This window comes from Roseibium sp. 10G30-5 (genome assembly GCF_055809635.1).
In genome coordinates this window covers 2142541-2166368 of sequence record NZ_CM147918.1, presented here as the reverse complement: position 1 = coordinate 2166368, position 23828 = coordinate 2142541, and the positions used below count along the sequence as shown (strand labels likewise).

General features: G+C 56.2%; 30 protein-coding genes and 1 pseudogene. 15 read left to right on the top strand and 16 right to left on the bottom strand.

What is annotated here, in order from left to right; translation table 11 throughout:
- Positions 1 to 10 precede the first annotated feature (10 nt).
- Positions 11 to 406, top strand: coding sequence for a 30S ribosomal protein S16 (gene rpsP / locus AC0L7U_RS11030; protein WP_473690680.1), 396 nt, complete (start codon positions 11 to 13; stop codon positions 404 to 406).
- Between the two features lie 49 nt (positions 407 to 455).
- Complete coding sequence (gene rimM, locus AC0L7U_RS11025; RefSeq protein WP_473690678.1) at positions 456 to 986, top strand: ribosome maturation factor RimM; 531 nt, start codon at positions 456 to 458, stop codon at positions 984 to 986.
- Here the strand turns inward: rimM and AC0L7U_RS11020 are convergent.
- Positions 959 to 1444: a VanZ family protein gene (locus AC0L7U_RS11020; RefSeq protein ID WP_473690676.1), complete on the bottom strand. Its 486-nt coding sequence runs from the start codon at positions 1442 to 1444 to the stop codon at positions 959 to 961. The two genes, rimM and AC0L7U_RS11020, sit on opposite strands and share 28 nt — an antisense overlap.
- A gap of 152 nt (positions 1445 to 1596) precedes the next feature.
- On the opposite strand from AC0L7U_RS11020, the gene trmD reads away from it, so the two are divergent.
- From trmD to AC0L7U_RS10990, 6 genes are all read left to right on the top strand, one after another.
- A complete protein-coding gene (trmD, locus tag AC0L7U_RS11015) occupies positions 1597 to 2313 on the top strand; it encodes a tRNA (guanosine(37)-N1)-methyltransferase TrmD (protein WP_473690674.1) in 717 nt (238 codons plus the stop codon).
- A 232-nt stretch (positions 2314 to 2545) separates the two neighbouring features.
- The gene (gene rplS, locus AC0L7U_RS11010; protein WP_473690672.1) at positions 2546 to 3010 is read left to right on the top strand and encodes a 50S ribosomal protein L19; all 465 of its coding nucleotides are present in this window, start codon (positions 2546 to 2548) and stop codon (positions 3008 to 3010) included.
- Positions 3011 to 3304: 294 nt separating this feature from the next.
- Complete coding sequence (gene leuC / locus AC0L7U_RS11005; RefSeq protein ID WP_473690670.1) at positions 3305 to 4717, top strand: 3-isopropylmalate dehydratase large subunit; 1413 nt, start codon at positions 3305 to 3307, stop codon at positions 4715 to 4717.
- 285 nt (positions 4718 to 5002) lie between these two features.
- Positions 5003 to 5560 (top strand): HNH endonuclease, encoded by a 558-nt coding sequence (locus AC0L7U_RS11000; protein ID WP_473690668.1) that lies wholly within the window; start codon positions 5003 to 5005, stop codon positions 5558 to 5560.
- Between the two features lie 122 nt (positions 5561 to 5682).
- Positions 5683 to 6645 (top strand): TadE/TadG family type IV pilus assembly protein, encoded by a 963-nt coding sequence (locus AC0L7U_RS10995; protein WP_473690666.1) that lies wholly within the window; start codon positions 5683 to 5685, stop codon positions 6643 to 6645.
- Positions 6584 to 7063 carry a hypothetical protein gene (locus AC0L7U_RS10990; protein WP_473690664.1) on the top strand — a complete coding sequence of 160 codons (480 nt, stop codon included), beginning with the start codon at positions 6584 to 6586 and terminating at the stop codon, positions 7061 to 7063. The genes AC0L7U_RS10995 and AC0L7U_RS10990 overlap by 62 nt, the downstream gene beginning before the upstream one ends.
- Positions 7064 to 7137: 74 nt before the next feature.
- On the opposite strand, the gene AC0L7U_RS10985 is transcribed toward AC0L7U_RS10990, so the two are convergent.
- From AC0L7U_RS10985 to AC0L7U_RS10920, 14 genes and pseudogenes are all read right to left on the bottom strand, one after another.
- Complete coding sequence (locus tag AC0L7U_RS10985; RefSeq protein WP_473690661.1) at positions 7138 to 7338, bottom strand: hypothetical protein; 201 nt, start codon at positions 7336 to 7338, stop codon at positions 7138 to 7140.
- A gap of 70 nt (positions 7339 to 7408) precedes the next feature.
- A pseudogene (locus tag AC0L7U_RS10980) lies at positions 7409 to 7456 on the bottom strand (hypothetical protein); the annotation flags it as partial.
- Between the two features lie 315 nt (positions 7457 to 7771).
- Positions 7772 to 8062 carry a hypothetical protein gene (locus tag AC0L7U_RS10975; RefSeq protein WP_473690659.1) on the bottom strand — a complete coding sequence of 97 codons (291 nt, stop codon included), beginning with the start codon at positions 8060 to 8062 and terminating at the stop codon, positions 7772 to 7774.
- 15 nt (positions 8063 to 8077) lie between these two features.
- Positions 8078 to 8452 (bottom strand): copper homeostasis periplasmic binding protein CopC, encoded by a 375-nt coding sequence (gene copC, locus AC0L7U_RS10970; RefSeq protein WP_473690657.1) that lies wholly within the window; start codon positions 8450 to 8452, stop codon positions 8078 to 8080.
- Positions 8453 to 8662: 210 nt separating this feature from the next.
- Complete coding sequence (acs, locus tag AC0L7U_RS10965; protein WP_473690655.1) at positions 8663 to 10606, bottom strand: acetate--CoA ligase; 1944 nt, start codon at positions 10604 to 10606, stop codon at positions 8663 to 8665.
- Positions 10607 to 10752: 146 nt separating this feature from the next.
- On the bottom strand, positions 10753 to 11367 hold the full coding sequence (gene ureG, locus AC0L7U_RS10960; RefSeq protein WP_473690653.1) for an urease accessory protein UreG: 615 nt from the start codon (positions 11365 to 11367) through the stop codon (positions 10753 to 10755).
- Positions 11364 to 12167, bottom strand: a complete 804-nt coding sequence (locus AC0L7U_RS10955; protein ID WP_473690651.1) for an urease accessory protein UreF — start codon at positions 12165 to 12167, stop codon at positions 11364 to 11366. The genes ureG and AC0L7U_RS10955 overlap by 4 nt, the downstream gene beginning before the upstream one ends.
- Positions 12094 to 12294, bottom strand: coding sequence for an urease accessory protein UreE C-terminal domain-containing protein (locus AC0L7U_RS10950; protein WP_473690649.1), 201 nt, complete (start codon positions 12292 to 12294; stop codon positions 12094 to 12096). The genes AC0L7U_RS10955 and AC0L7U_RS10950 overlap by 74 nt, the downstream gene beginning before the upstream one ends.
- 18 nt (positions 12295 to 12312) lie before the next feature.
- Positions 12313 to 12591, bottom strand: coding sequence for an urease accessory protein UreE (locus AC0L7U_RS10945; RefSeq protein ID WP_473690647.1), 279 nt, complete (start codon positions 12589 to 12591; stop codon positions 12313 to 12315).
- A gap of 78 nt (positions 12592 to 12669) precedes the next feature.
- A complete protein-coding gene (gene ureC, locus AC0L7U_RS10940) occupies positions 12670 to 14403 on the bottom strand; it encodes an urease subunit alpha (protein WP_473690645.1) in 1734 nt (577 codons plus the stop codon).
- A 54-nt stretch (positions 14404 to 14457) separates the two neighbouring features.
- The gene (locus AC0L7U_RS10935; RefSeq protein WP_473690643.1) at positions 14458 to 14889 is read right to left on the bottom strand and encodes a lysozyme inhibitor LprI family protein; all 432 of its coding nucleotides are present in this window, start codon (positions 14887 to 14889) and stop codon (positions 14458 to 14460) included.
- A 25-nt stretch (positions 14890 to 14914) separates the two neighbouring features.
- A complete protein-coding gene (locus tag AC0L7U_RS10930; protein WP_473690641.1) occupies positions 14915 to 15220 on the bottom strand; it encodes an urease subunit beta in 306 nt (101 codons plus the stop codon).
- A 47-nt stretch (positions 15221 to 15267) separates the two neighbouring features.
- Positions 15268 to 15570: an urease subunit gamma gene (locus AC0L7U_RS10925; RefSeq protein WP_473690639.1), complete on the bottom strand. Its 303-nt coding sequence runs from the start codon at positions 15568 to 15570 to the stop codon at positions 15268 to 15270.
- Between the two features lie 44 nt (positions 15571 to 15614).
- Positions 15615 to 16292 carry an urease accessory protein UreD gene (locus AC0L7U_RS10920; protein ID WP_473690637.1) on the bottom strand — a complete coding sequence of 226 codons (678 nt, stop codon included), beginning with the start codon at positions 16290 to 16292 and terminating at the stop codon, positions 15615 to 15617.
- A gap of 707 nt (positions 16293 to 16999) precedes the next feature.
- Between AC0L7U_RS10920 and AC0L7U_RS10915 the strand changes: the two genes are divergently transcribed.
- The 4 genes from AC0L7U_RS10915 to AC0L7U_RS10900 all read left to right on the top strand — a co-directional run bounded on the left by AC0L7U_RS10915 (position 17000) and on the right by AC0L7U_RS10900 (position 20349).
- Positions 17000 to 18229 carry a D-alanyl-D-alanine carboxypeptidase family protein gene (locus AC0L7U_RS10915; protein ID WP_473690635.1) on the top strand — a complete coding sequence of 410 codons (1230 nt, stop codon included), beginning with the start codon at positions 17000 to 17002 and terminating at the stop codon, positions 18227 to 18229.
- A 40-nt stretch (positions 18230 to 18269) separates the two neighbouring features.
- Positions 18270 to 18461 carry a hypothetical protein gene (locus tag AC0L7U_RS10910; protein ID WP_473690633.1) on the top strand — a complete coding sequence of 64 codons (192 nt, stop codon included), beginning with the start codon at positions 18270 to 18272 and terminating at the stop codon, positions 18459 to 18461.
- A gap of 262 nt (positions 18462 to 18723) precedes the next feature.
- Positions 18724 to 18969, top strand: a complete 246-nt coding sequence (locus AC0L7U_RS10905) for a hypothetical protein (protein ID WP_473690631.1) — start codon at positions 18724 to 18726, stop codon at positions 18967 to 18969.
- A 120-nt stretch (positions 18970 to 19089) separates the two neighbouring features.
- The gene (locus AC0L7U_RS10900) at positions 19090 to 20349 is read left to right on the top strand and encodes a CobW family GTP-binding protein (RefSeq protein WP_473695769.1); all 1260 of its coding nucleotides are present in this window, start codon (positions 19090 to 19092) and stop codon (positions 20347 to 20349) included.
- A gap of 6 nt (positions 20350 to 20355) precedes the next feature.
- On the opposite strand, the gene tesB is transcribed toward AC0L7U_RS10900, so the two are convergent.
- Entirely contained in the window at positions 20356 to 21231 is an 876-nt protein-coding gene (tesB, locus tag AC0L7U_RS10895; RefSeq protein ID WP_473690630.1) for an acyl-CoA thioesterase II, read from the bottom strand.
- A 148-nt stretch (positions 21232 to 21379) separates the two neighbouring features.
- Here tesB and AC0L7U_RS10890 point away from each other — a divergent pair, with 148 nt between their 5' ends.
- From AC0L7U_RS10890 to AC0L7U_RS10880, 3 genes are all read left to right on the top strand, one after another.
- On the top strand, positions 21380 to 22654 hold the full coding sequence (locus tag AC0L7U_RS10890) for a ubiquinone biosynthesis hydroxylase (RefSeq protein ID WP_473690628.1): 1275 nt from the start codon (positions 21380 to 21382) through the stop codon (positions 22652 to 22654).
- 35 nt (positions 22655 to 22689) lie between these two features.
- Positions 22690 to 23544 carry an SDR family oxidoreductase gene (locus AC0L7U_RS10885; protein ID WP_473690627.1) on the top strand — a complete coding sequence of 285 codons (855 nt, stop codon included), beginning with the start codon at positions 22690 to 22692 and terminating at the stop codon, positions 23542 to 23544.
- 177 nt (positions 23545 to 23721) lie between these two features.
- Entirely contained in the window at positions 23722 to 23799 is a 78-nt protein-coding gene (locus tag AC0L7U_RS10880; protein WP_473695767.1) for a hypothetical protein, read from the top strand.
- The last annotated feature ends 29 nt before the right edge of the window (positions 23800 to 23828 follow it).

Sequence of the window (23828 nt, the reverse complement as noted above, 5' to 3'; positions counted from 1 at the left end):
GACTTGAAATATGGCTACGAAAATTCGCCTTGCACGTGGCGGTTCCAAAAAGCGTCCGTTTTACCGTATCGTGATCGCCGACATCCGCGCACCGCGCGATGGCCGCTTCATCGAAAAGGTTGGGTCTTACAACCCGTTGCTGCCGAAAGATTCCGAAGAGCGCATCCAGCTCGACGTTGAGCGTATCCAGCATTGGCTGGCAAACGGAGCAAAACCGACCGATCGCGTTCATCGTTTTCTCGATGCAGCCGGTCTGCTGAAGCGTGATTCACGCAACAATCCGCAAAAGGCTGTTCCGGGTCAGAAGGCTCAGGAACGTCTTGCTGCGAAGCGTCAGGCTGAAGAAGAAGCTGCCGCCGCCGCTGCTGCATCCGAATCCAGCGAAGCAGACGCTGCTGCCGAATAATGAATTGCAATGGGCTGCGCGGCGCGCACCATAACCTTGGGTGAACAAGATGGCGGATACGTCAGACACTCTGGTTCTCATGGCGCGCATTGGCGCAGCCCATGGAATTCGTGGGGAAGTGCGGGTCAAACCCTTTGGGGATGATCCGCTCTCCTTTACAGACTATGGTCCCTTGCAGACCAAAGACGGTTCACGTACTTTCGAAGTGATCCGAGCACGGGTTCAAAAAACCGTTGCAGTTGCCCAGTTCAAGGGCATTGCCGATCGCAACGCGGCCGAAGCACTGAATGGTATTGAGCTCTATATCGAGCGATCTGCTTTTCCCGAGCCTGAAGAAGACGAATTCTATTATTCCGATCTGGCCGGTGTCGCTGTCGAGGACAAGACTGGTAAATCTCTCGGAAAAATTGCGGCTGTCCAGGATTTTGGCGCTGGCGATCTGCTGGAAGTCCGTCCGTCCCGGGGCGCAACGTTCTACATTCCTTTTACCCAGGTCTTTGTTCCTGAGGTCGATCTTGATGCTGGACGCGTCATTGTTGATTTGCCGGAGGATTATTTCTCGGCAGGGACGGAAGATTGATCCCGGTTGACCCGGTGAAGCCCCATTGTTTCCAAATCCATGTCGATGGGATCGTCGCGCAGCGCTTGTCGCGTTTCCGAGCGATACAGGGCGATGGCGGCAGACACCAGGATAACACCGATGCCATTGGCGATCGCATCGTCGAAAGATGCATCATGGTGTGGCATGTAATTCTGCAGAACTTCACCCATCACGCCCAGGAAGAAGGACACCGATCCGGAAAACCGCAGGCGGCAGCCCAGCACCGAGTGGATGGAGAGCGTCAACAGGCCATAGAAAGTGACGTGAACGATCTTGTCGTAAGGGTGCGATAAGCCTGTCGAGAAGATGAGACCCGCGAACAGTCCAAAAACCAGCAGCAGGGCGAGCGGCATCAGACGCCAGACTGTCACTTCGAGATAAGGCTGACGCATGACAGGGCGCATGAAACTTGGCACTTTGTAACGCAGAACAGGCACAGGATCACCTCCGATGGGGATCCTTGCAGTTTTGGCGGTAATGATTAACGCCGTTTTAGGAAACGACTTTCTTCCTTCGCTTTTCCGAGAAAACGGAAAACAAGGTAAATGAATAGAGAGGCTGTCAATTCAGGCAGTAGTGCGGAGTAACAATGGCCTTTAGAGCGAGTATTCTGACCCTTTATCCGGATATGTTTCCTGGCCCGCTCGGCCACAGCCTGTCCGGTCGGGCTCTCGACAAGGGATTATGGGAATTGGAAACCCGCCAGATCCGGGATTACGCTGAAGATAAACATCGTTCTGTCGATGACACACCGGCAGGCGGTGGCGCGGGAATGGTGCTGCGATCCGACATCTTGGCCAAGGCGATCGATGCGGCAACGCAAGAGGGAGATCGGCGCCCGCGACTGTTGATGAGCCCGCGCGGCAAGCCTTTGACTCAGAAGCGTGCACATGCCCTGGCTGAAGGGCCGGGCGCCATTGTTGTCTGCGGTCGGTTCGAAGGGGTCGACCAGCGGGTTATCGACACGCGTGAGTTGGAGGAAGTCTCCATTGGCGATTACATTCTCTCGGGTGGCGAGATCGGCGCATTCACACTTCTGGACGCGGTGATTCGGCTTATTCCGGGCGTCATGGGCAATATGGAAAGTGCTGAGACGGAGAGCTTCGAGACAGGCCTCCTGGAGCATCCGCATTATACCCGCCCCACTGAGTTTGAAGGCCTGAGCATCCCTGGTGTGCTCACCAGTGGCAATCACGGAAAGATAGCCAACTGGCGTCAGGAGCAGGCAGAACAGCTGACTCGGACGAGGCGTCCTGACCTTTGGCAAGCTTATTTGCGCGAAACGGGTCAGTCTGACCAAAATTGATCAGTTTTTCTGGCACGAAACAGTCGAAAAGAGGGTGACAAGGGTAGTCTCTTCCTGTAACAACCTGCGCTAGCAAGTCGGTCACTGTAGGATACCGATGCCTTTTTGGTGTCCGGTCGTCTGTCTTTGATGCCGATTGCAAATCAATGAAGCATGGCCCAAGGCGGTGAAGTCGTCCTTTGCGTATGCGTTGGACGCTCTGGCCGCTTTGAAATTGAAAAGGATAATTGCCATGAACATTATCGAACAGATCAATGCCGAAGAAATGGCTCGCATTGAAGAAGCTCGTAAGCTTCCGGAATTTTCTCCTGGTGACACGGTTCGCGTCAACGTTCGCGTGACGGAAGGAACACGTACTCGTACCCAGGCTTACGAAGGCGTCTGCATTGCCCGTTCTGGCGGTGGCATCAACGAAAGCTTCACGGTTCGCAAGATTTCCTACGGCGAAGGCGTTGAACGTGTGTTCCCGATTTTCTCCCCGATGCTGGAAGGCGTTGAGGTGGTTCGTCGCGGTAAGGTTCGTCGTGCGAAGCTCTACTATCTGCGCGATCGTCGCGGCAAGTCTGCACGTATCGTGGAAGCAACCAACGCGCGCGCCAAGCGCCTCAACGATGAAGCTCGTGCGCAGGCCGCAAGTGTTCGCGCTGCGAAGGTTGCCGAAAAAGAAGCTGCAAAGTCCGACGACGCGGCAGAATAAGAGTTTAAAACTCAACTTCAAGATTTTGAAAGGCGGGTCCATGTGGCCTGCCTTTTTTGGTTTCGTCCCACGCAATAGCTGTTCCAGAGTCAATGGTACTTGAAAAAAGCTCAAGTCGTTTCACTTGACCGGGAGAGGCCTGTTCAGGCATTTTGGCGCGGACATATCCGATCACCGTGGAAAGCCGATGTCGGCATTCCGGCTGGTCGCCTGATGGATCAGACGCTTCGGTTCGGCGCAGAGCCGGAGCACCCTGAAAAGGGCCAGGGTCCATGCTGATTTGAGGAGAGAGAGATGGCCAAGGCCAGGACGCTTTACGACAAGATTTGGGATGATCATCTGGTTGATGTCCAAGAGGACGGCACGGCGCTCATCTACATTGATCGTCACCTTGTTCACGAAGTGACCAGCCCTCAGGCGTTCGAAGGTCTGCGGATGACCAATCGCAAGGTTCGTCAACCGAAGCGCACGCTTGCCGTTGTGGATCATAACGTGCCGACCAGCGATCGCACGCATGGCATCGACGATCCGGATTCTGCGTTGCAGGTCGCAACGCTGGCGAAGAATGCCGCCGAGTTTGGCGTTGAATATTACAACGAGCTGGATTTGCGTCAGGGCATTGTCCACATCGTCGGACCGGAGCAGGGCTTTACCTTACCGGGCATGACCATTGTGTGTGGCGACAGTCACACGTCGACGCATGGTGCCTTCGGCTCGCTGGCGCATGGCATTGGAACGTCTGAAGTGGAGCACGTTCTGGCAACCCAGACGTTGATCCAGTCCAAGGCGAAAAATATGCTCATCCAGGTGGATGGCACGTTGCCGGATGGTGTGTCGGCGAAGGACATCATCCTAGCCATCATCGGCGAGATCGGCACCGCTGGCGGCACAGGTTATGTCATGGAATATGCAGGCGAAGCCATTCGTGCGCTGACTATGGAAGGTCGCATGACGATCTGCAACATGTCCATTGAAGCGGGTGCGCGCGCTGGGTTGATTGCACCGGATGAAAAGACCTTTGAGTATATCACGGGTCGTCCGAAGGCTCCTGCCGGTGAGCAGCTTGAGAAGGCTATCGACTATTGGAAGACCCTTCACACGGATGAAGGTGCCGAGTTCGACAAGGTTGTGCGTCTTGATGCCGCTAACTTGCCGCCGATCGTCAGTTGGGGCTCGTCGCCAGAGGACGTCATTGCGGTTACGGGCGTTGTGCCGAACCCGGATGACATCCCGGAAGAAAACCGCCGGGTCTCCAAGATCCGTGCACTTGAGTACATGGGTCTGACAGCCGGAACCAAGATTACCGACATCAAGCTGGACCGCGTTTTCATCGGCTCCTGCACCAATGGTCGCATTGAAGATCTGCGTGCTGCTGCGGCTATCGTCCAGGGTCATAAGGTCGCTTCAACCGTTGACGCAATGGTTGTGCCGGGGTCCGGTCTCGTCAAGGAACAGGCGGAAGCCGAGGGCCTCGACAAGATCTTCAAGGATGCCGGGTTTGACTGGCGTGAGCCGGGCTGTTCCATGTGTCTGGCAATGAACGCTGACAAATTGAAGCCGGGTGAGCGCTGTGCCTCGACCTCGAACCGTAATTTCGAAGGTCGTCAGGGCTTCAAGGGTCGCACGCATCTGGTGTCGCCGACAATGGCGGCTGCGGCGGCTATCAAGGGCCATTTCATCGACATTCGCGAGTGGCCGAAAGGCTGATTTGCAATTTTGAGTGGAAAACGACGGGCGTCCATTGGGCGCCCGTTTTTCGTTGTGGCGGATTGCGGTTGTCAGCCGGGCCGGAAACGATTGTAAATTAACGCATTTTAGAAAGACGATGCACGGAAATATTTGTCGCCCAGCGCAAAAGTGTCAGCCAAGTCAAATAGATGTAATAGGCTTCACAAGAGTGTCACCTGCGCTCTACAATACTTCTGTCTGAAAAAATCCGGTTTGCTTGCTGCGCTGCTTTGCGAACCGAATGACAGGCATAAGGAGCGGACGGTGACGATAGGAGTTTCATCGGGTGCCTATCCTGCATTGGTTCTGAATGCAGATTACAGGCCTCTCAGCTACTACCCCTTATCCCTCTGGGGATGGCAAGATACCATCAAAGCCGTCTTCCTGGAGCGGGTGAATATTGTGGCGGAATACGACGCGATTGTTCGAAGTCCGAGCTTCAAGTTCCAGCTTCCAAGCGTTGTATGTCTCAAGACTTTCGTAAAACCAAATCGCTTTCCCGCCTTTACACGTTTCAACGTCTTCCTTCGCGACAAATTTCAGTGCCAATATTGCGGCTCACGCGACGAACTGACCTTTGATCATCTTGTGCCTCGGTCCAAGGGTGGGCAAACCACCTGGCAGAATGTGATTACCGCATGTTCGCCCTGCAATTTGAAAAAGGCCAACAAGAGTTGCGCGCAGCTCAACATGTGGCCCATGCATATGCCCTTCCAGCCCGACATTCAGGACCTTCACAACAATGGTCGGGCGTTTCCGCCCAATTATCTGCATGAGAGCTGGCTCGACTTTCTCTATTGGGACACCGAGCTGGAACCGTGAGGGGCAGGGGCCGGATTTCAGCGGTTTTGCTGCAACCGGTTAAAATGAAATACCGGGTGTTAACCGGGGGTAAAGACATTTGCCTTAGACCTTTTGACAATGACATCAAAGGGTCGCGGCACATGATTGCCAATTTGGTCAGCAAGCTCAAATCACATTCAAAGCGGTTCCGGAGGGATACTTCGGGCTCTATTCTGCCGATTTTTGCGCTGATGGTAATTATCGTGCTCGTGGTTGGCGGGTCCAGTGTTGACTACGCACGGGCATTGACCACCCGGGAGTCTGTGGCCAACGCGCTTGACGCTGCCGTTCTGTTTGTGGCGAAGAAGTTATCGACCAGCGTGATGACTGACAGTGAGGTCAAAGCGGCCTTGCAGGATTCCTTCGATGGCAACATGACCATGCTTGGAATCGAGAACGTCAATATCAATGATCTGACGTATAAGGTTTCTTCCACTGATGGAACGATTTCAGCCTCTGTTGAGGCGAAGGTGAAGACATATTTCATCAGTCTCGCTGGGATTGGACCCAAGTCCATCGACATGGCGGTTACGGCCAAGGCGACTTATTCGCGTTCCGATGTCGAAGTTGCGCTTATTCTTGATGTGACGGGCTCTATGGCCAGCGATATTGGTGGCCTGAAGAGTGCGGCCAAATCGCTGATCAATACGCTGTTGTCGTCAGACGGGACCTCGGTTTCCGACAGCAAGGTGCGTATCTCTATCATCCCGTATTCACAAGGCGTCAATATGGGCACCTTGGCAAAGGTCATTACCACCGGAAATATCACCGGGCGCGGCTGTATTACGGAGCGAACGGGAAGTTCGCAGTTTACCGATGATCGCTGGTCTTCCGAGCACTTTAATGGCACAGCAGAACGCTATTATTTAAATGGCAGCCTGAATGGGTACGCGCAGGGAGACAAATGTCCTGAGGCGCAGATTCTGCCATTGACGTCTGATCGCACGACGCTGATCAACAAGATCAACAGTCTTGAGGCCAGTGGGGGGACTGCAGGTACAGGTGGGAATTTCTTTTGGTTGGTATACGTTGTCGCCCAACTGGGCACCTCTCTGGCCGATTAGCAGCAAACCGGCAGATTATGATGACGATAAGGTTTTGAAGTTTGCCATCGTCATGACAGATGGCGATTTCAATGATTATTACGACACGCGAACGGAAACTGCCTGTACCTTTCAATTTGGTAATTATTGTTATAAACCTTACACGCAGTCTTTTTGGACGGAATATTATCAAACATATGCAAGTTATGATGATCCATCCGCGACGCGTGGGCGTAAGTTTTGCGATGCGATGAAGCAAAAAGATATAACAATATTTGGTATTTATTTTAATACAGGTGGTTCTGCACTGGGCCCTGCCGAAATGCAGTATTGTTCCAGCGGAACACAGAACTATTATCTTGCAGAGAACGACAGTGCGCTTTTGTCAGCGTTTTCGGGCATTGCGGGCAAGATCCAGTCAATCTATCTGGCGCAATAGCCATGCAGTGCGCGTCATTAGCTCTCTTGATTTGCAGATGGGAACCGCATCCAATCTTGGTTGGGTCGCGCGGATCAATGCATCATCATCCCGCCTGAAGGGTCGAGTGTGCCGAGAATGGCAACCAGTCCGATGACGACCAAACCAAGCCCCAATTCTACCCAAGCTGCATTGCGCAAAGCATGAATGGCAAGCGCCTGTGTGCTGCGGGACGAAAGCCGTCGGCTCAGGATCGCCTTGTTGCGGCCCGCCAGCACCAGCATGACCAAGGACAACGCTGATTTTCGCCGACAGAAGTGCCTGATAGGGAACATGCCAATCGAGAGGCAGTGTTCCGAGGGTCAGCAGCGTATTGGCTAATCCGCTTGAAAGGATAATCCCGACGGCAATCATACCCAGCCGCGAAAAACGCTCAATGCTGAGACGCAAGCGTGCCGCATAGAGGGGGCTGTCACTGATCAATGGGCGTCTGGTGAAGATCAGTGCAAAGGGCAGAAGAGCGCCAACCCAGGATGCTGCGGCCAATGCATGCAGGACATCGCTGATCTGATGTAATGCACCGATCCACCCCTCATTGAGGCGGGCATGTCCCGTCAAGGCAAGGCTCGTGAGAATAGTCCCCGCGCCAAGAAGCGCGAATGCGCCGGAGAGCCTCTGCCGGCCAGTCAGGCTTGCTAGGAGACACAGCACACCCAACATCGCGAGCAACTAGGAGGACCCAGCCGAGGTGTAGTGCACAACGTCTTGCAGAAGTGACGCCGACAGCGCGTCCGGCCAGCCGTTACCCAGTCGTGCTCCATTGATCGGAAGCAGGGCCAACGACGCAAAAGTGGCGACAAGGCCAAAGCCCTGCGCCATGTGGCGCAGGGTGACTTGCGTGTATCTGTCGACCGATCCTCTGGGCAGACAGATGAGCCAGAACAGCAAACTGCCCCAGAGTAGACAGGCGGAAGCTTCCTGCAAGAAGCGGCAGATGATCAGCGCAAGATCAGGCGTCACGACTGTCAGATCGTCCTATTTGGCCGTAACGGTGAACGTGTAGTTGCCATTGGACTTATGTCCGTCCTTGGCCAGTGCCTTCCAGGAAACGGTATATTTTCCGGCCTTGAGCGGTTTGGGCAGCATGACATTCAAGATGGTGTCGTCGCCCTTTTTGAGCATCTGCTTGCCGGTTGCAACGGTCATATGCTTCGGCCCGGACAGCGTCACCTTGCTGAAATGGATGTTGAGACCCTCAGTGAATTTCAGAACGAGCTTTGTCGGTGCAATAGTGACCTTGCTGTTTGCGGACGGCAGTGCCGATTTCAGGTGAGCGTGAGCAAATGCGGTGCCTGACAGAACAAGAGACAGGGCACCGGCGACAAGAAGCTTGTTGGCAAGACGGGTCATGATGGGGCTTCCAAAAATGAGCGAAAAGGGAAGATCTCATATGCGCATCACCCGCGCGTCATCAACGAGATCCTGCATCTGTAGGACATGGCGTGTGAGCGGGTTCAACTGGACAGAATGCCCTGCACGTCACAGCTGATTTTCCGGGTGGCAGTTCCGTCGGCGGCACAGTCTACGAGACGATGCGCCGCCGATGGGCTTTCTATGGGATCAGGCTGACATTTTGTTCTGGCGATTGTCGATCAGGTCGTCGACGACGCCCGGGTCAGCCAGTGTCGAGGTGTCGCCGAGATTCTCAAAGCTGTCCTCGGCGATCTTGCGTAGAATGCGGCGCATGATCTTGCCAGAGCGGGTTTTCGGCAGGCCTGGTGCAAACTGGATGAGATCGGGAGAGGCAATCGGCCCGATCTCGCTGCGGACATGCTTCACCAGTTCCTTGCGCAACTCTTCGGAGGGCTCTTCGCCTTCCATCAAGGTGACATAGGCATAGATGCCCTGGCCCTTGATATCGTGCGGATAGCCGACGACAGCCGCTTCCGATACCTTTGGATGTGCAACAAGGGCGCTTTCGACCTCTGCCGTGCCCATGCGGTGTCCGGAAACATTGATGACATCATCAACACGCCCAGTGATCCAATAGTAGCCATCCTCATCACGGCGGCACCCGTCGCCGGAGAAATAGTATCCCTTGTAGGTTGAGAAATATGTCTGCACGAAGCGGTCATGATCGCCGTAGACTGAACGCATCTGTCCGGGCCAACTGTCGGTGATGACCAGATTGCCATCTGCGGCACCCTTCAGGATCTTGCCCTGTGCATCGACAATGGCAGGCTTGATGCCGAAGAAGGGACGGGTGGCCGAGCCGGGTTTGAGGGACGTTGCGCCGGGCAGGGGCGTGATCATGATACCGCCGGTCTCGGTCTGCCACCAGGTGTCGACAATGGGGCAGCGCGCGTCGCCCACGACATTGTAAAACCACGTCCAGGCTTCCGGGTTGATCGGTTCGCCAACGGACCCCAGAACCCGCAAGCTCTTGCGTGAGGCTTTGGTGACAAAATCGTCGCCAGCTCCCATCAGAGCACGGATGGCTGTCGGCGCTGTGTAAAAGATATTGACGTTATGCTTGTCGATTACCTGCCAGAAGCGGCTGGCGTCCGGATAGGTGGGAACCCCTTCGAACATCAGTGTTGTGGCGCCATTGGCCAGGGGACCGTAGACAATGTAGCTGTGGCCTGTGACCCAGCCCACGTCAGCAGTGCACCAATAGACGTCGTTGTCGTGGTAATCGAACACATATTGATGCGTCATGGACGCATAGACGAGATAGCCACCCGAGGTGTGCAACACGCCTTTGGGACTGCCCGTCGAGCCGGAGGTATAGAGAATGAACAGCGGATCTTCCGCGTTCATTTCTTCCGGCGGGCAGTCGGTGGAGACCGTGTCGGCAATGTCGTGATACCAGACGTCGCGTCCATCCTTCATGGCGATGTCGCCGCCGGTGCGCTTCACAACGATCACGCTGTCGACCGGGGCGCGTTCGGCTGCCTTGTCGACATTGATTTTCAATGGAGTACGACGCCCGCCACGCAAGCCTTCATCGGCAGTGATGACGCAGGTGCTGGCACAATCCTTGATACGCTGCGCCAGACTGTCTGGCGAGAAACCACCGAAGACGACCGAATGCACCGCGCCAATGCGGGTGCAGGCCAGCATGGCGAAAGCGGCTTCCGGGATCATCGGCATATAGATGGTGACCCGGTCACCCTTCTGAACGCCTTGATTTTTCAAGACATTGGCGAAGCGACATACGTGCTCATGCAGATCACGGTAGGTGTAGGTGCGGCTCTCGGAGGGATCATCACCCTCCCAGATGATTGCAACTTGATCGCCACGTGTTTCAAGATGGCGGTCGATGCAGTTCGCAGAGACATTGAGTGTCCCGTCTTCGAACCATTTGATCGACACGTTGTCGTGGTCATACGACGTGTTCTTGACTGTGCTGTAAGGCTTGATCCAGTCAACACGCTTGCCGTGTTCCTCCCAGAACCCGGCGGGATCAGCAACCGAGCGATCATACATTTCCTGATATTTTGCGTTATCAATCAATGCGTGGTCTGCGACCGCCGCCGAAACGGGGTACGAGGTATCCGACATAGTGTCCTCCCAATGACATCATGATCCTTGGCCGTTGAACCTGGATCTTCCTTGATAAGGATGATGCTGCCGAATGGAGGCACGATGCAAGACCCAAAATGTCGCGCGGTGTTCCCAGTCGGGCGTCGGTCTCTTGTGCGTTGGGCTTAAAGCCCTCCTTTTTCGATGATGAAGGTACAGATTTCTTCGACGCCCTTATCATTCTTCAAGTTTGCAAAAACATAAGGGCGCTGCTTGCGCATAATTTTGGAATCGCGGTCCATCACTGACAGATCCGCATCCACATGGGGGGCGAGGTCGGTTTTGTTGATGATCAAAAGATCGGAGCGGGTGATCCCGGGGCCGCCTTTGCGTGGGATTTCCTCTCCCGCGGCGACGTCAATGACGTAGAGCGTCAGGTCGGCAAGTTCCGGTGAGAATGTTGCGGCCAGATTGTCTCCGCCGGATTCGATCAGGATCATGTCGAGATCTGGAAAGGCCTCGTTGAGATCATGAACCGCAGCCAGATTGATCGAGGCATCTTCACGGATGGCCGTATGTGGGCAGCCGCCCGTTTCAACGCCGCGAATACGGGCGCTCGGCAGGGCTTGCGAGCGCATCAGCGCCTCTGCATCCTCGCTGGTGTAGATGTCGTTGGTGATCACCGCGAGTGAATAGCGGTCGCGCAGGGCTTTGCACAGCCGGTCTGTCAGGGTTGTTTTGCCAGAGCCGACCGGACCGCCGATGCCAACACGCAAAGGACCGTTTTGAGATGCTGTCATGAGCGGAACAACCTTGTGTATTTCGTTTCGTGGGCCATGGAGGCAATGTCTGTCAGGAAGGTGCAGGTGCCGAGATCATCAAGATCAGATGTCAGTGCGGTTGCGGCTGTTGCGTGGACGAGGGGTTCGAGCCGCGCCAGCACGCGCTGCCCCTCTGTCTGGCCCAGCGGGATGACGCGAACCGCAACCGATACCAGGTTGGCGGCAAAGGCGTGCAGAAAGGCGAGCAGCGTGTCGCTTTCAGGCAACTTCCAAGCGGCGGCGGTTGCAGCAACAGCTACAGGATAGGGCCAGTCAGGCCCTGCTTTGTGGGAATCGGCATGGGCCGCACCGAGATCGCCAAGCAGGCGGGCTGCGGGCGTTACAGGATCCGGCAACCAGGCTTGTGCCACCGTGCGAAGAAAGGCGGTGCCTTGCGCATTGCTCTCAAGGAACCGCTCTTTTGAAGGCTGAAGGGCAAGGCCAAGGTCGATCAGTTCGCTCAATGCGTGTCCATCGCCAGAGGAGGTGTATCTCATGGCGTGCGTCAGCAAGATTGCGTCACTGCGCCCCGCTCCATAAGTCAGGATATCGGCGATCCAGTCGGTCAGCGTATCGGCATTGCTTACAATATCGTCTTCGATGAGTTGCTCAAGACCGTGTGAATAGGTGAAAGCGCCCACCGGAAAGGCCGGAGAGAGAAAAGTCATGAGCCGATAAAGCGCTGCCTGTGACGACATGGAGACATCAGTGGTCATGAGAATGGCCGTGGGCGTGATCATGTGGTGGATGGTCATGTCCGTGCGTCTGGCCATGGCCATAGGCACCGCCTTCCGGATCGAAGGACGCCCGAAGAGCGGTCAATTTGCCACCAAGTCGGGTCACCATGTCTTCGATGACGTGATCCTTGCGGATGCGCAAGGTGGTGCCCATCAGTTGCGTGGGCAAGTGACGGTTGCCCAGATGCTAGGCGATCTTGACGAGATGGCCCATGTCATCGGCCTCGATCTCAATGAGATCTTCCGGTTCAGCCCGGACCTCGATCAGGCTGCCATCTTCCAGTTTCAAGGCATCGCCGTGGCGCAGATGCACTGCAACTGGCTCGTCCAGCAAGACGGAGCGGCGTGTTGCATCACTGGTGAGAACGGCACGGCGGCGGTGCCGGTCTTCCCGGTCCAGCGTGATGGTGTCCACCGGCGTTGCCTGCCAGCTTCCGGCGGCGCAGATTTCGACAACACGTTGCATGAAGGTTTCCTTTGAATTCGTTGCTGATGCACTCCTGCCCGATCCAACTAAAGTGTGGCCCGGGCAGGGAATGTGTCCTCAGAACAGGAAATAGCGCTGCGCCATCGGCAATTCGGTTGCGGGTTCGCAGGTGAGCAGTTCACCGTTGGCTCGCACTTCATAGGTTTCCGGATGGACTTCGATTTGAGGCGTCAGATCGTTATGGATCATCGACTTTTTCGAAATGCCACTGCGCACATTGCGCACGGGCAAGACAAGGCTGTCGAGACCGGCTTTTTGCTTGACGTTGTTGTCATAGGCTGCCTGCGAGACAAAGGTCACGCGGCTGTGGGTGCGTGCTTTGCCGAAGGCGCCGAACATTGGGCGGTAATGAACCGGTTGCGGCGTTGGAATGGAGGCATTGGGATCCCCCATCGGCGCCGCGGTGATCGTCCCGAGCTTCAGCACCATATCCGGCTTCACACCGAAGAATGCCGGATCCCAGAGCACCAGATCCGCCAGCTTGCCGACTTCGATCGAGCCGATGTGCTCATCAAGACCATGTGCAATTGCCGGATTGATGGTGACCTTGGATATGTAACGCTTGACGCGGAAGTTGTCGTTTTCGCCGGTTTCTTCCACCAGGCGTCCGCGCTGTACCTTCATCTTGTGCGCTGTTTGCAGCGTGCGGATGAGAACTTCGCCCACCCGGCCCATGGCCTGACTGTCTGACGCGATGATCGAAAAGGCGCCCATGTCATGCAAAATGTCTTCCGCCGCAATGGTTTCCTTGCGAATGCGGCTTTCGGCGAAGGCAACGTCCTCAGGGATGGATTTATCGAGATGATGGCAAACCATCAGCATGTCGAGATGCTCGTCGATGGTGTTGGCCGTATAAGGTCGCGTCGGGTTCGTCGAGGAAGGTATCACGTTCAACTCGCCGCAGACCTTGATGATGTCCGGCGCATGACCACCGCCAGCCCCTTCGGTGTGAAAGGCGTGGATGGTGCGGTTCTTGAATGCGGACGTGGTATTCTCGACGAAGCCGCTTTCGTTCAGCGTGTCCGTATGGATCATGACCTGAATGTCATAGGCATCGGCAACAGCCAGACAATTGTCGATAGTCGCAGGTGTGGTGCCCCAGTCTTCATGCAGCTTGAGGGCGGATGCGCCTGCGAGAATTTGTTCTTGCGGGCTGCGGGAAGCGATGCGTTGCCCTTGCCTGCGAAAGCCAGATTCATCGGAAAGCTGTCGGCGGATTGTAGCATGCGCGTGATGTGCCAAGAGCTGAGGCGTGCAGGTGGTTGCGTTGGTGCCGGTTGCCGGCCCCGTCCCGCCGCCAAGCATGGTGGTGACTCCGGACATCAAGGCATCATCAATCTGCTGCGGGCAGATGAAGTGGATATGGACATCAAGTGCGCCCGCAGTGAGGATCTTGCCTTCGCCGGCGATGATTTCGGTGCCCGGACCAATGATTATGTTGACGCCGGGCTGAACATCGGGGTTTCCAGCTTTGCCAAGGCCAATGATGCGGCCATCCTTGAGGCCAACATCAGCCTTTACGATGCCCCAGTGATCGACAATCAGGGCATTGGTGATGACGGTGTCTGCCGTCCCTGCCGATCGGGGTGCCTGACTTTGCCCCATGCCGTCGCGGATGACTTTGCCACCACCGAATTTCACTTCTTCGCCGTACAGCAGCGTGCCAGTGCCTTCCGCTGTCAGGTCACGTTCAACCTCAATGATGAGATCCGTGTCAGCTAGTCGAAGACGGTCGCCGGTGGTCGGTCCGAACATGTCTGCATAGGCGGCGCGGGACATTTTGTAAGGCATTTCAATCCTCCTCTGGGCTGCCGGCGGCAGGTGTCTGCGCCCGCAACACGATGATCAGTTTCCCAGACCCTGGACGAGGTCTTTCAATTCTTTGGTTCTTTGCTGCGTCATGTTCGTCAGGCAATTGTAAACCAGCATGGGCTGAATGCTGCCGCCAACGGCAATGTAGCCGTAGGATGAACAGGCTTTGTCACGATACGGAATCCAGGCGCGCTGGGCTTCTCGCAAAGCTTTGACGGCGCCCACAAGATGCGGCGTGAATTCTTGCGATGACTTGTCGGTGTCGCGCATTCGCGCCATCGCCTTGGTATAGGCTTTGTTCAGCTCTGCATCGGCAGCCTCCCACTCCTTGGAGGCGCAATAGGTCATGTCGCTCTGGGTCATCGCATTGTCGCAGTCGACTTTGCGGTCCTGAGCCATTGCCGCAGACGCTGAGAGAGTCATGAAAGCGAGTGCGAGAAACGCGAGACTGGTGTGAGAGCGCATGACCTTTTGTCCTTTCCGTCGTGGGTCAGAGGTCGCCCATGACAGCCTGATTGAAGCCGTAGACCTTGCGGTCACCACGATAAGGCACCAGCGTGACAGAGCGGCTTTGTCCAGGCTCGAACCGCACGGCGGTTCCCGCCGGAATATCCAGCCGCATACCGCGTGCGGCGTCGCGGTCGAACGAAAGACCGGCGTTGGTTTCGGCAAAATGATAGTGGCTACCCACCTGAATCGGGCGATCGCCTGTGTTGGCGACGTCAAGGACGACAGTGGCGAGACCGGCGTTCAATTCGATCTCACCGTCGGCTGGGAAAAGTTCTCCCGGGATCATGGCATTCTCCTGTTCAATCCGGTCCAAGGTGCGGCCGGGTCCGCATGTCAGCGGATCGGTGTGTGAACGGTGACAAGCTTGGTGCCATCGGGAAAAGTGGCCTCCACCTGCACGTCGTGGATCATTTCGGAAATGCCGTCCATTACCTGATCACGCGTCAGAACCCTGGCGCCTGCCTCCATGAGGTCGGCAACAGTGCGGCCATCGCGCGCACCTTCAACGACGAAGTCTGAAATCAAAGCAATGGCTTCCGGGTAGTTCAGCTTGACGCCGCGCTCCAGACGTCGCCGAGCGACCATGGCGGCTGTGGCGATCAAGAGCTTGTCTTTTTCACGGGGCGTGAGATTCAAGGGGGCCTCCCGGCTTTTTGGTCCTCAAGGACGTATTGAATGGTCTAGCAATGCCACACTCTTGGCAGCGGGGCGGAGCGATAGGTTTCCAGAAAAGGCATCAGCACATCGCGCAGAGCACGACCGCTGGGGGCAACGAAGCGCGCACTCAGGAGCCCATTCCATGCGCTTACGGCTGCTTGCACGCCGGCTTTCTCCTCACAGCCTGCGAGGGCGTGTCGTGCAAGGTCCAGACGGCTTTCAGCCGTGGGATCAACGTCGATCAATGTGGCAAAAACGATCGCGGTCGCGGTGGTGGCAAAGCCTTTGAGGATGTCACGAGGATCGCCTACGATACGAACATCGTCGGCAAAGACCAGCGCTTTGCCGCGACGGATGCGCCAACGATCCTTGAAGAGAACCTGCTCGATGGTCTCCTGCATGGCGGTTCGGCCCAGGATCACGGTTTCCAGACCCAAGAACCGGCTGTTTTCTGAAAGTTCCACGGTCATGGAGCGTCGCAGCGCCGAATGATCGAAAAGAATGGTTTCTTGCGGCAGCCATTCCAGACAGGCGTCCTGGCCGACCATGAAATGCGTATCGAGTACGCCGATGTCATGCGATTTGCGGTAGGCGCGTTCGGCGGTTTGCGTGGTGATGACCGCATGCGCCCGGTCTTCGGCCCAGGCCTCGTAGCGCAGACGGTCGCCGCCGGTGATGCCGCCAGAGGTGTTGATCAGCACGGCGGTTTCCGGCGTATCATAAACCTTGGGAAGGCGGATCTTGGCGCAGCCGCTCTGATACAGAGTGTCGAGCCCTGGTTTTGCCGTCTTGATGCTTGAACCCGACGCGAGCGTGGCCGTTGGCCCGTTGCATCTGCGGTGGCTTCAGAGATGTCTCAGCGATTTGCAAGGATGCACTCAAACCCAATTTCCTCGACGCGTCAGCATCATCTCCCCGAAGCTGCCGGTTTCAGGCCGGCCGGATCGTGGCATCAGTCCGTGGCGGCTTGCAATGATTGGCATGTCAAAATCTACCAAGCACATCATCAGGCTTTGACGTTTTCCGCAAGGTCAATAAAATAGACGTCGGTGATTGGTCATTTGCATTTGTGATCGGTCATGTAAGAGTGACGCCGCAGGCTGCAAAATCAGCTTGAGAGCGAGGGAACTGGCCTGCTTGGGCGAGGCATTTTCCGAGGTGCTTTTCATGCAGCTTGTGCAGGCGGATAGCCTGCTGTCCCGGATCTGCAATGTTTTTGAACGCAGCGTGCAAATTTTATAAGCAGACTTATCAGGTGCAGTGCGAATGCTTTGCATCTGTCCTGTCAATTGAGGTATGACGACCGGGCAAGCGGTGTGGCGCTTGTGCGGGGGCTTACATCGTATCGGGGGTATCCGTGTCCGGCAATTTGTTTCACCGTCTCCGGCCTGGATTTCGGCGCGTCTTTTTGACAGCGCTCGCCGCGTCGTTCTGTTTTGTTACAGCAACGGTCGCATCCAGAGCTGATCCTGCTGCCTATCTCATCGTCGATGCCAAGTCGGGCAAGGTCATTGACCAGAAGAATGCCCTGCACAAGTGGTATCCAGCGTCGTTGACCAAGATGATGACGGCCTATCTGACCTTCAAGGCTATTCGTGAAGGACGTGCCAGCCTCAACACCATTGTCATGCAGTCTGCACGGTCCATCAAGGAACCGCCGAGCCGTATGGGCTTTCCGGTTGGCACGAAGCTGACGGTCAATACCGCGCTGCATATCATGCTGGTGAAATCCGCCAATGATGTCGCCTATGCGCTGGCCGAGGCCATTGGTGGCACGGGACCTAATTTCGTGGCGATGATGAATGCTCAGGCGCGTCAGCTCGGCATGACCGACACGTCCTTTGACAATCCGCATGGTCTGCCGGATCCGCGGAATTATTCAACAGCACGCGACATTGCCATTCTCGCCATGGCGCTGCGCAATGACTTTCCCGAATCACGCAAGTTCTATGATTTTTCCGGCATTCGGTTTGGCAAACGCGTCTACAACTCGCCGGATCGTGAATATCTGCTGCGTGTGCCGGGAGCCAATGGCATGAAAACCGGGTATATCTGCGACGCTGGCTATAATATTGCGGCGACGGCAACCCGCAGGGGCCGTACGATTCTGGCGGTGATGTTTGGCGCATCTTCCGGACTGGAGCGTGCCGCCCTGGCTCGCGAACTGGTTGATCGTGGTTTCGCCGAGCGCCCGGGTCCGACCACTGTGCGTCAGTTGCGTGGCCCGTCTGCGCCGCCGCCGCCGAGCGATTATTGCAAACGCCATCCGCATATGACTCCAGATCAACTCATGGCGCGGTACGACATGAAGAAGTCTGATTCCAGCGCGGTTTCGGCCTATGCCTCGACTGGCAGCAAGGGCGGTATCGTGCGTCCTAGCACACAAGCGGCCAATATCGTGACGTCTGGTGGCGACAGTATCAAACTGGCCAATGGCAAGACCGATTGGCGCAAGTTGATGAACCGCATCCTGGGACCGCGCCGAAAGGCTTTTGATCCGCTGCGGGTGAATGTTGGTGTTCCAGCCAATGCGACGATGACGAAGGCCCGAGCGGAGGCTGTTGCAGCGGACGCGCCCGTGTCAGCCGCTGATGCACCGGTGCCTCAGGCAAACCCGCGGCGCCAGGGCTTCTCTTGATGAAAAGCATTCTGCTGTCGCTGCGCCGGGTGAGATTCCGATGACCAACAAGGCTGGCGCGATCAAACAAGCAAGCTTCTTTGATACAGGTCTGGCGAACGGAAAGAGTGATCGCTTTGCTCTGTTTCAAAAGCGTCCTGGTCCTGACGGAGTGATCAAGACGGCTGCGGCAGTTTCGACAAGCGGTACAACCGCGATGGGTCCCTTGCCTGTGGCCAGTCCGCATAACTAGCGTGTGGCTTGGCTGGGCCACGTGATGCAATTTGACATGCAAAAAGGGCGGTCCTCCGCCCTTTTTGCATGTTTGAGGTCGAATCTCGATGTATTGGTGAAAAATATCTTAAAATTTCCGCCTGATGCAGACATGTCTTTCGTATTATTTGATAATATCTTTTAAGTAAAAATTAACGATACCCGCCAATGATCGTAGCCAATGCGTAGGAACGCTGGGTGGACGTCGGGACGATCCTTTGGGCCCCGACTTGATAGAGGTCATGATCTGGATGTTGGTCGAACCGAGAAGCTCTGCAACTATTCTGGCTCTGGCTGATTTGGCAGAGCTGTCTGCCAGCCAGTTGGAAGAGGGATCGTCAATCGAGGATGTGATTGCAACGCTGCGCAGCGCGGCGGTCGCAGTTCGCAAGGTCATTTCTGATGATGACAAGGCGTCCAATGATCTGGCCGAAAGCTCTCTTGAAGACGATGCGGACGAAAAAACACTGGCCGACGTTTCTGCCTGATGACGCAGGCGCATTGCAGCCATGTGATGCTTTTGACTGGTGAGTGCTGGAATTTGACCTGTTACAGGATTACGTAGTGGGATGAAATTCCCTTCTTCTGGTCAGGCAAGCACTCACGACATGGCTGAAACATCTGATAGGGCACCGCGCCCGCGCAAGCCTCTTATCCCCCTTTCCATCATCACCGGGTTTCTGGGCTCGGGAAAGACGACGCTGCTCAACGGTCTGTTGAAAGATCCGGCGATGGCGGATACGGCTGTGATCATCAATGAGTTTGGTGAAATCGGTCTGGATCACCTGTTGGTCGATCAGTCGAGTGATGGCATTCTGGAACTGGCGTCGGGCTGCCTGTGCTGCACCATTCGCGGTGATCTGGTGACGACGCTGGAGAAGCTGTTGCGGGATATCGACAATGGCCGGCTGGACCACTTGTCGCGCGTGGTCATAGAGACAACCGGTTTGGCCGATCCTGCCCCCATTTTGCACACTGTCATGTTGCATCCCTATCTCAAGTTGCGCTACCGGCTGGAAAGTGTCGTGACACTCGTTGACACGATCAATGGTCTGGAGACGCTTGATACTCATGAAGAAGCGCGCCGTCAGGCGGCGGTGGCTGATCGTCTGGTGCTGACCAAGACGGATCTGGCAGCGCCTGATGCGGGATATCTCCGTACGTCATTGATTTCGCGTCTTAAAACGTTGAACCCGGCTGCGCGTGTACTTGATGCGCAGGCCGGTGAGGCTACGCCGTCGCATCTATTTGATACAGGATTGTATGATCCGGCGACCAAGGTGCCGGATGTGACTAAGTGGCTCAACGCGCAAGCGGTTGAAGACGCTCAGGCCGCAGCACATGCCGCACATCCCCATGCAGAGCATGGCTCCGGGCACGTTCACACACATGAGCAAGCGGACCCTTCAGGCGACCCAGAAAGTGAGAAGCATCATGATCATGGCCATTCACACGGCCATGGCCACACGCATGACGTTAATCGGCACAGCGACAAGATCAGGGCCTTCACATTGGCCAGCGACCGGCCGATCCCGCGGGCGGGTCTTGAGATGTTCATGGATCTCCTGAGTTCGGCGCATGGCCCGAAACTCCTCAGGATGAAGGGCATCGTGCAGGTGGTCGAAGATCCTGAGCATCCTGTGGTGATCCACGGCGTCCAGCATGTGTTTCATCCGCCTTTGGTGCTGGAGCAGTGGCCGGACGCGGATCATCGCACGCGGTTGGTGTTCATCACCAATGACCTGCCGGAAAGTTTCGTGCGCAAATTGTTCGATGCCTTTACCAGCGCCTTGCAGACCGATACGCCCGATGCCAAGGCGATGACCGAAAACCCTTTGGCGATTTCCGGCTTCACCAGTTCGTTGTAAACGCGCTTACTTTTCGCGCGGTGTGACCTGTCGGATCAGGCCTTCCTGGGCGGTCGAGGCGACGATTTCGCCGTCTCGGGTATAGAGCGAACCGCGGTTCATGCCACGCGATCCCGTCGCGGACGGGCTGTCTTCGGCGTAGAGCAGCCAGTCATCGGCCCGGAATGGCCGGTGAAACCACATGGCGTGATCCAGGCTTGCCGCTTGAATATCCGGGCTAAAGACCGATTTTCCATGTGGGAACAGGGCCGTGTCCAACAGGGTCATGTCTGAGGCATAAGCCAGAACGCATTGATGGATGGAGAGGGTCTCGGGAAGCGCTTGTGTGGCCCGCACCCAGACATATTGTTTGGGGGGTAAGGGCTTTTCGGAAAAGTAATGGGTCAGATCGACAGGGCGCAACTCGATGGGCCGGTCGCGTTCCCAATAGCGGCGGACATGAGGAGGCGCGACTTTCAGAAACTTGTTGCGCAGTTCCTGTTCGCTCGGCAGGTCTTCGGGTTGTGGCAGGTCTTCAGGCATGTCGAGCCGGTGCTCCAGCCCTTTTTCTTCGATCTGGAAGGAACAGGACATGGAGAAAATGGGTTGGCCATGTTGAATTGCGACGACACGCCGCGTCGTAAAGCTGCCGCCATCGCGGATACGATCAACGTCATAGATAATCGGCACGGACGGATCGCCCGGCCTTAGAAAATATCCATGCAGCGAGTGAGCATGTCGATCTTCGACAACAGTCCGTGAGGCTGCCATCAAGGCTTGCCCGATGACCTGACCGCCGAAAACCCGCTGCCAGCCGACTTGAGGGCTACGGCCGCGGAACAGGTTCTGTTCAAGAGGTTCAAGGTCAAGGATGTCAAGAAGGCTGTCGATGGCCGTTTTCATGGGCGTGATCCTTGCGGCAAAAAAATGTTAAAGCGATAGGACCCGGGGCAGATGCCCCATAAAGGGCCGAACCTGATTTGTGACCGTGGGCTTGCACTTAAGTCAAGTTGCCGCGACAAAGAGGGACTGAAAAGCCAGGGAGAGCCAAATGGCTGAAAGCGCAGATACAAAGAAGCAGGACGTTTACGATGTGGCCATTGCGGGTGGTGGGTATGTCGGATTGTCTTTGGCCCTTGCGCTGAAAAAGGCAAGCGCGACGATGCGTGTCATTGTCATCGACCCCAAGCCGATGACAATGCTGGACAAGGATCCACGCGCCTCCGCTGTTGCCGCGGCAGCCTGTCGTATGCTGGATCAGTTGGGCGTCTGGTCCGACATTCGTGAGCATACCCAGCCGATCAACGAAATGATTGTGACTGATAGCAAGTTACGCGATGCAGTGCGGCCTGTTTTCCTCACCTTTGGCACTCAGACCAATGACGGGTCCAGAACTGTCACGACTTCTGAAACCGACGAACCCTTTGCGCATATGGTCCCCAATGGGGCGATGTTGCCGGCATTATATGGTGCGGCCCGAGATCTGGGTGTTGAATTTGCCGCACCGGACACCGCATCGAGTTTCCGCAATCGGGGCTCGCAAGTGGATCTGGACCTTGCCTCGGGACGCAAATTGTCTGCCCGCGTTCTGGTGGCAGCCGATGGCGTTCGCTCACGCTTGCGTGATCTGGCGGGCATTCGCACGGTTTATTGGGACTACGGCCAGTCGGGCATTGTCACCACGGTGAAACACGAACGCCCCCACAATGGCCGTGCGGAAGAGCATTTCATGCCGTCGGGTCCGTTTGCGATCCTGCCGCTGCCGGGCAATCGGTCGTCGCTGGTGTGGACGGAAAAGACGGAGGAAGCGGCGCGGCTGGTCGGCAGCGACGATTTTACTTTCGAGATCGAATTAGAGCGTCGGTTTGGCCATCATCTGGGCAAGCTTGAGTTGGCAGGTGGGCGCAATGCGTTTCCTTTGGGGTTGCGTCTGGCGCGTGATTTCGTCCGCCCTCGCTTTGCGCTTGCCGGAGATGCCGCGCACGGTATTCATCCTATTGCCGGGCAAGGCCTCAATCTGGGGTTCAAGGATGTTGCGGCGCTGGCCGAAGTCCTGGTCGATGCTCATCGGCTTGGTCAGGATTTGGGCGGATTGGATGTGCTGGAGCGCTATCAGCGCTGGCGGCGTTATGACACCTGGCAGATGGGCGTGGTGACCGATGTGCTCAACCGTCTGTTTTCCAATGATCGGGATCTGTTTCGGGTAGCGCGTGATTTTGGGCTGGGGGTTGTCGACCGGCTGCCGAGCCTCAAGTCGCGCTTTATCAAGCAGGCATCGGGCTTTATGGGCCCGGTGCCCAAACTGCTAGAGGGCCACGACATCTGAAGGGATTTGGATGTGCGCATGGTGAATGAGGCACGATGAACAAGACGGGAAAAACCATCCTTGTCACCGGCTGTTCCTCCGGGATTGGTTTGTGCGCGGCCCATACACTGCGTCGACGCGGCTGGCGGGTCTTTGCCACTGTGCGGCGCGCGGAAGATGTGGCCCGGCTGTCGGAGGAAGGTTTCGACGCGTTGCGGCTCGATTATGAAGATCCCGCCTCCATTGATCTTGCGCTGGATACGGTCTTGGACAAAACCGGCGATCGGCTGCATGCCGTCTTCAACAATGGAGCCTATGCGATCCCGGGGGCCATCGAAGATGTGCCAACGGAAGCCCTGCAAGCGCTGTTTCAGGCCAATTTCTTTGGCTGGCATCAGGTGATCCGACGCCTTGTGCCCATCATGCGTGCGCAAGGCGAAGGGCGTATTGTGCAGTGTTCATCTGTGCTTGGCTTGATCGCGATGAAATATCGAGGTGCCTACACGGCGTCGAAATTCGCGCTTGAAGGCTACACGGACACCCTGCGTCACGAACTGAATGGCACCAACATTCATGTGGGTTTGATTGAACCGGGGCCAATCGAGACACGGTTTACGGCCAATGCGCTGGCGAATTTTGATTACTGGCTCGGACCTGGGGTGATGGAAAAGTCGCCTCATCGCGACGCCTATGCGCGGCGACGGGTGCGCATGGAAAATGGCGAACCGGGCCGTTTCAAATTGCCAGCGGAGGCCGTCGTCGAAAAACTTGTCCATGCACTTGAAGCGCCGCGCCCAAAAGAGCGCTACTATGTGACGGTGCCGACCTATGTGGTGGGCACTTTGCGCCGTATTCTGCCAACCCGGTGGCTCGACAGGTTCTTGATCAGAGCCGCCGATGGGGAGGAATAGAACAAAAGACCAGAGCAGAGGCGGATCAAAGCAGTGTGTCCATGCAGGGGGAGGAAATGCCATGGAGACGGTTTTTGAAGGCTTGATACCAATTGCATTGCTGGCGGTCGTGGTGGTTCTGGCACTCGGGATCTTCAACATGATGCGCCAGGGCCGGCCAACCGTTCGCAAACTTTCATGCGCTGGCGAGTTCTTCTGCAACTGCTGGCCATCTGTCTGGTGATGGCAAGCCTCTATCTCTTTGGCTCAGGTTAGGTCACAAGAGGCGAAATGAAACAGCAGAA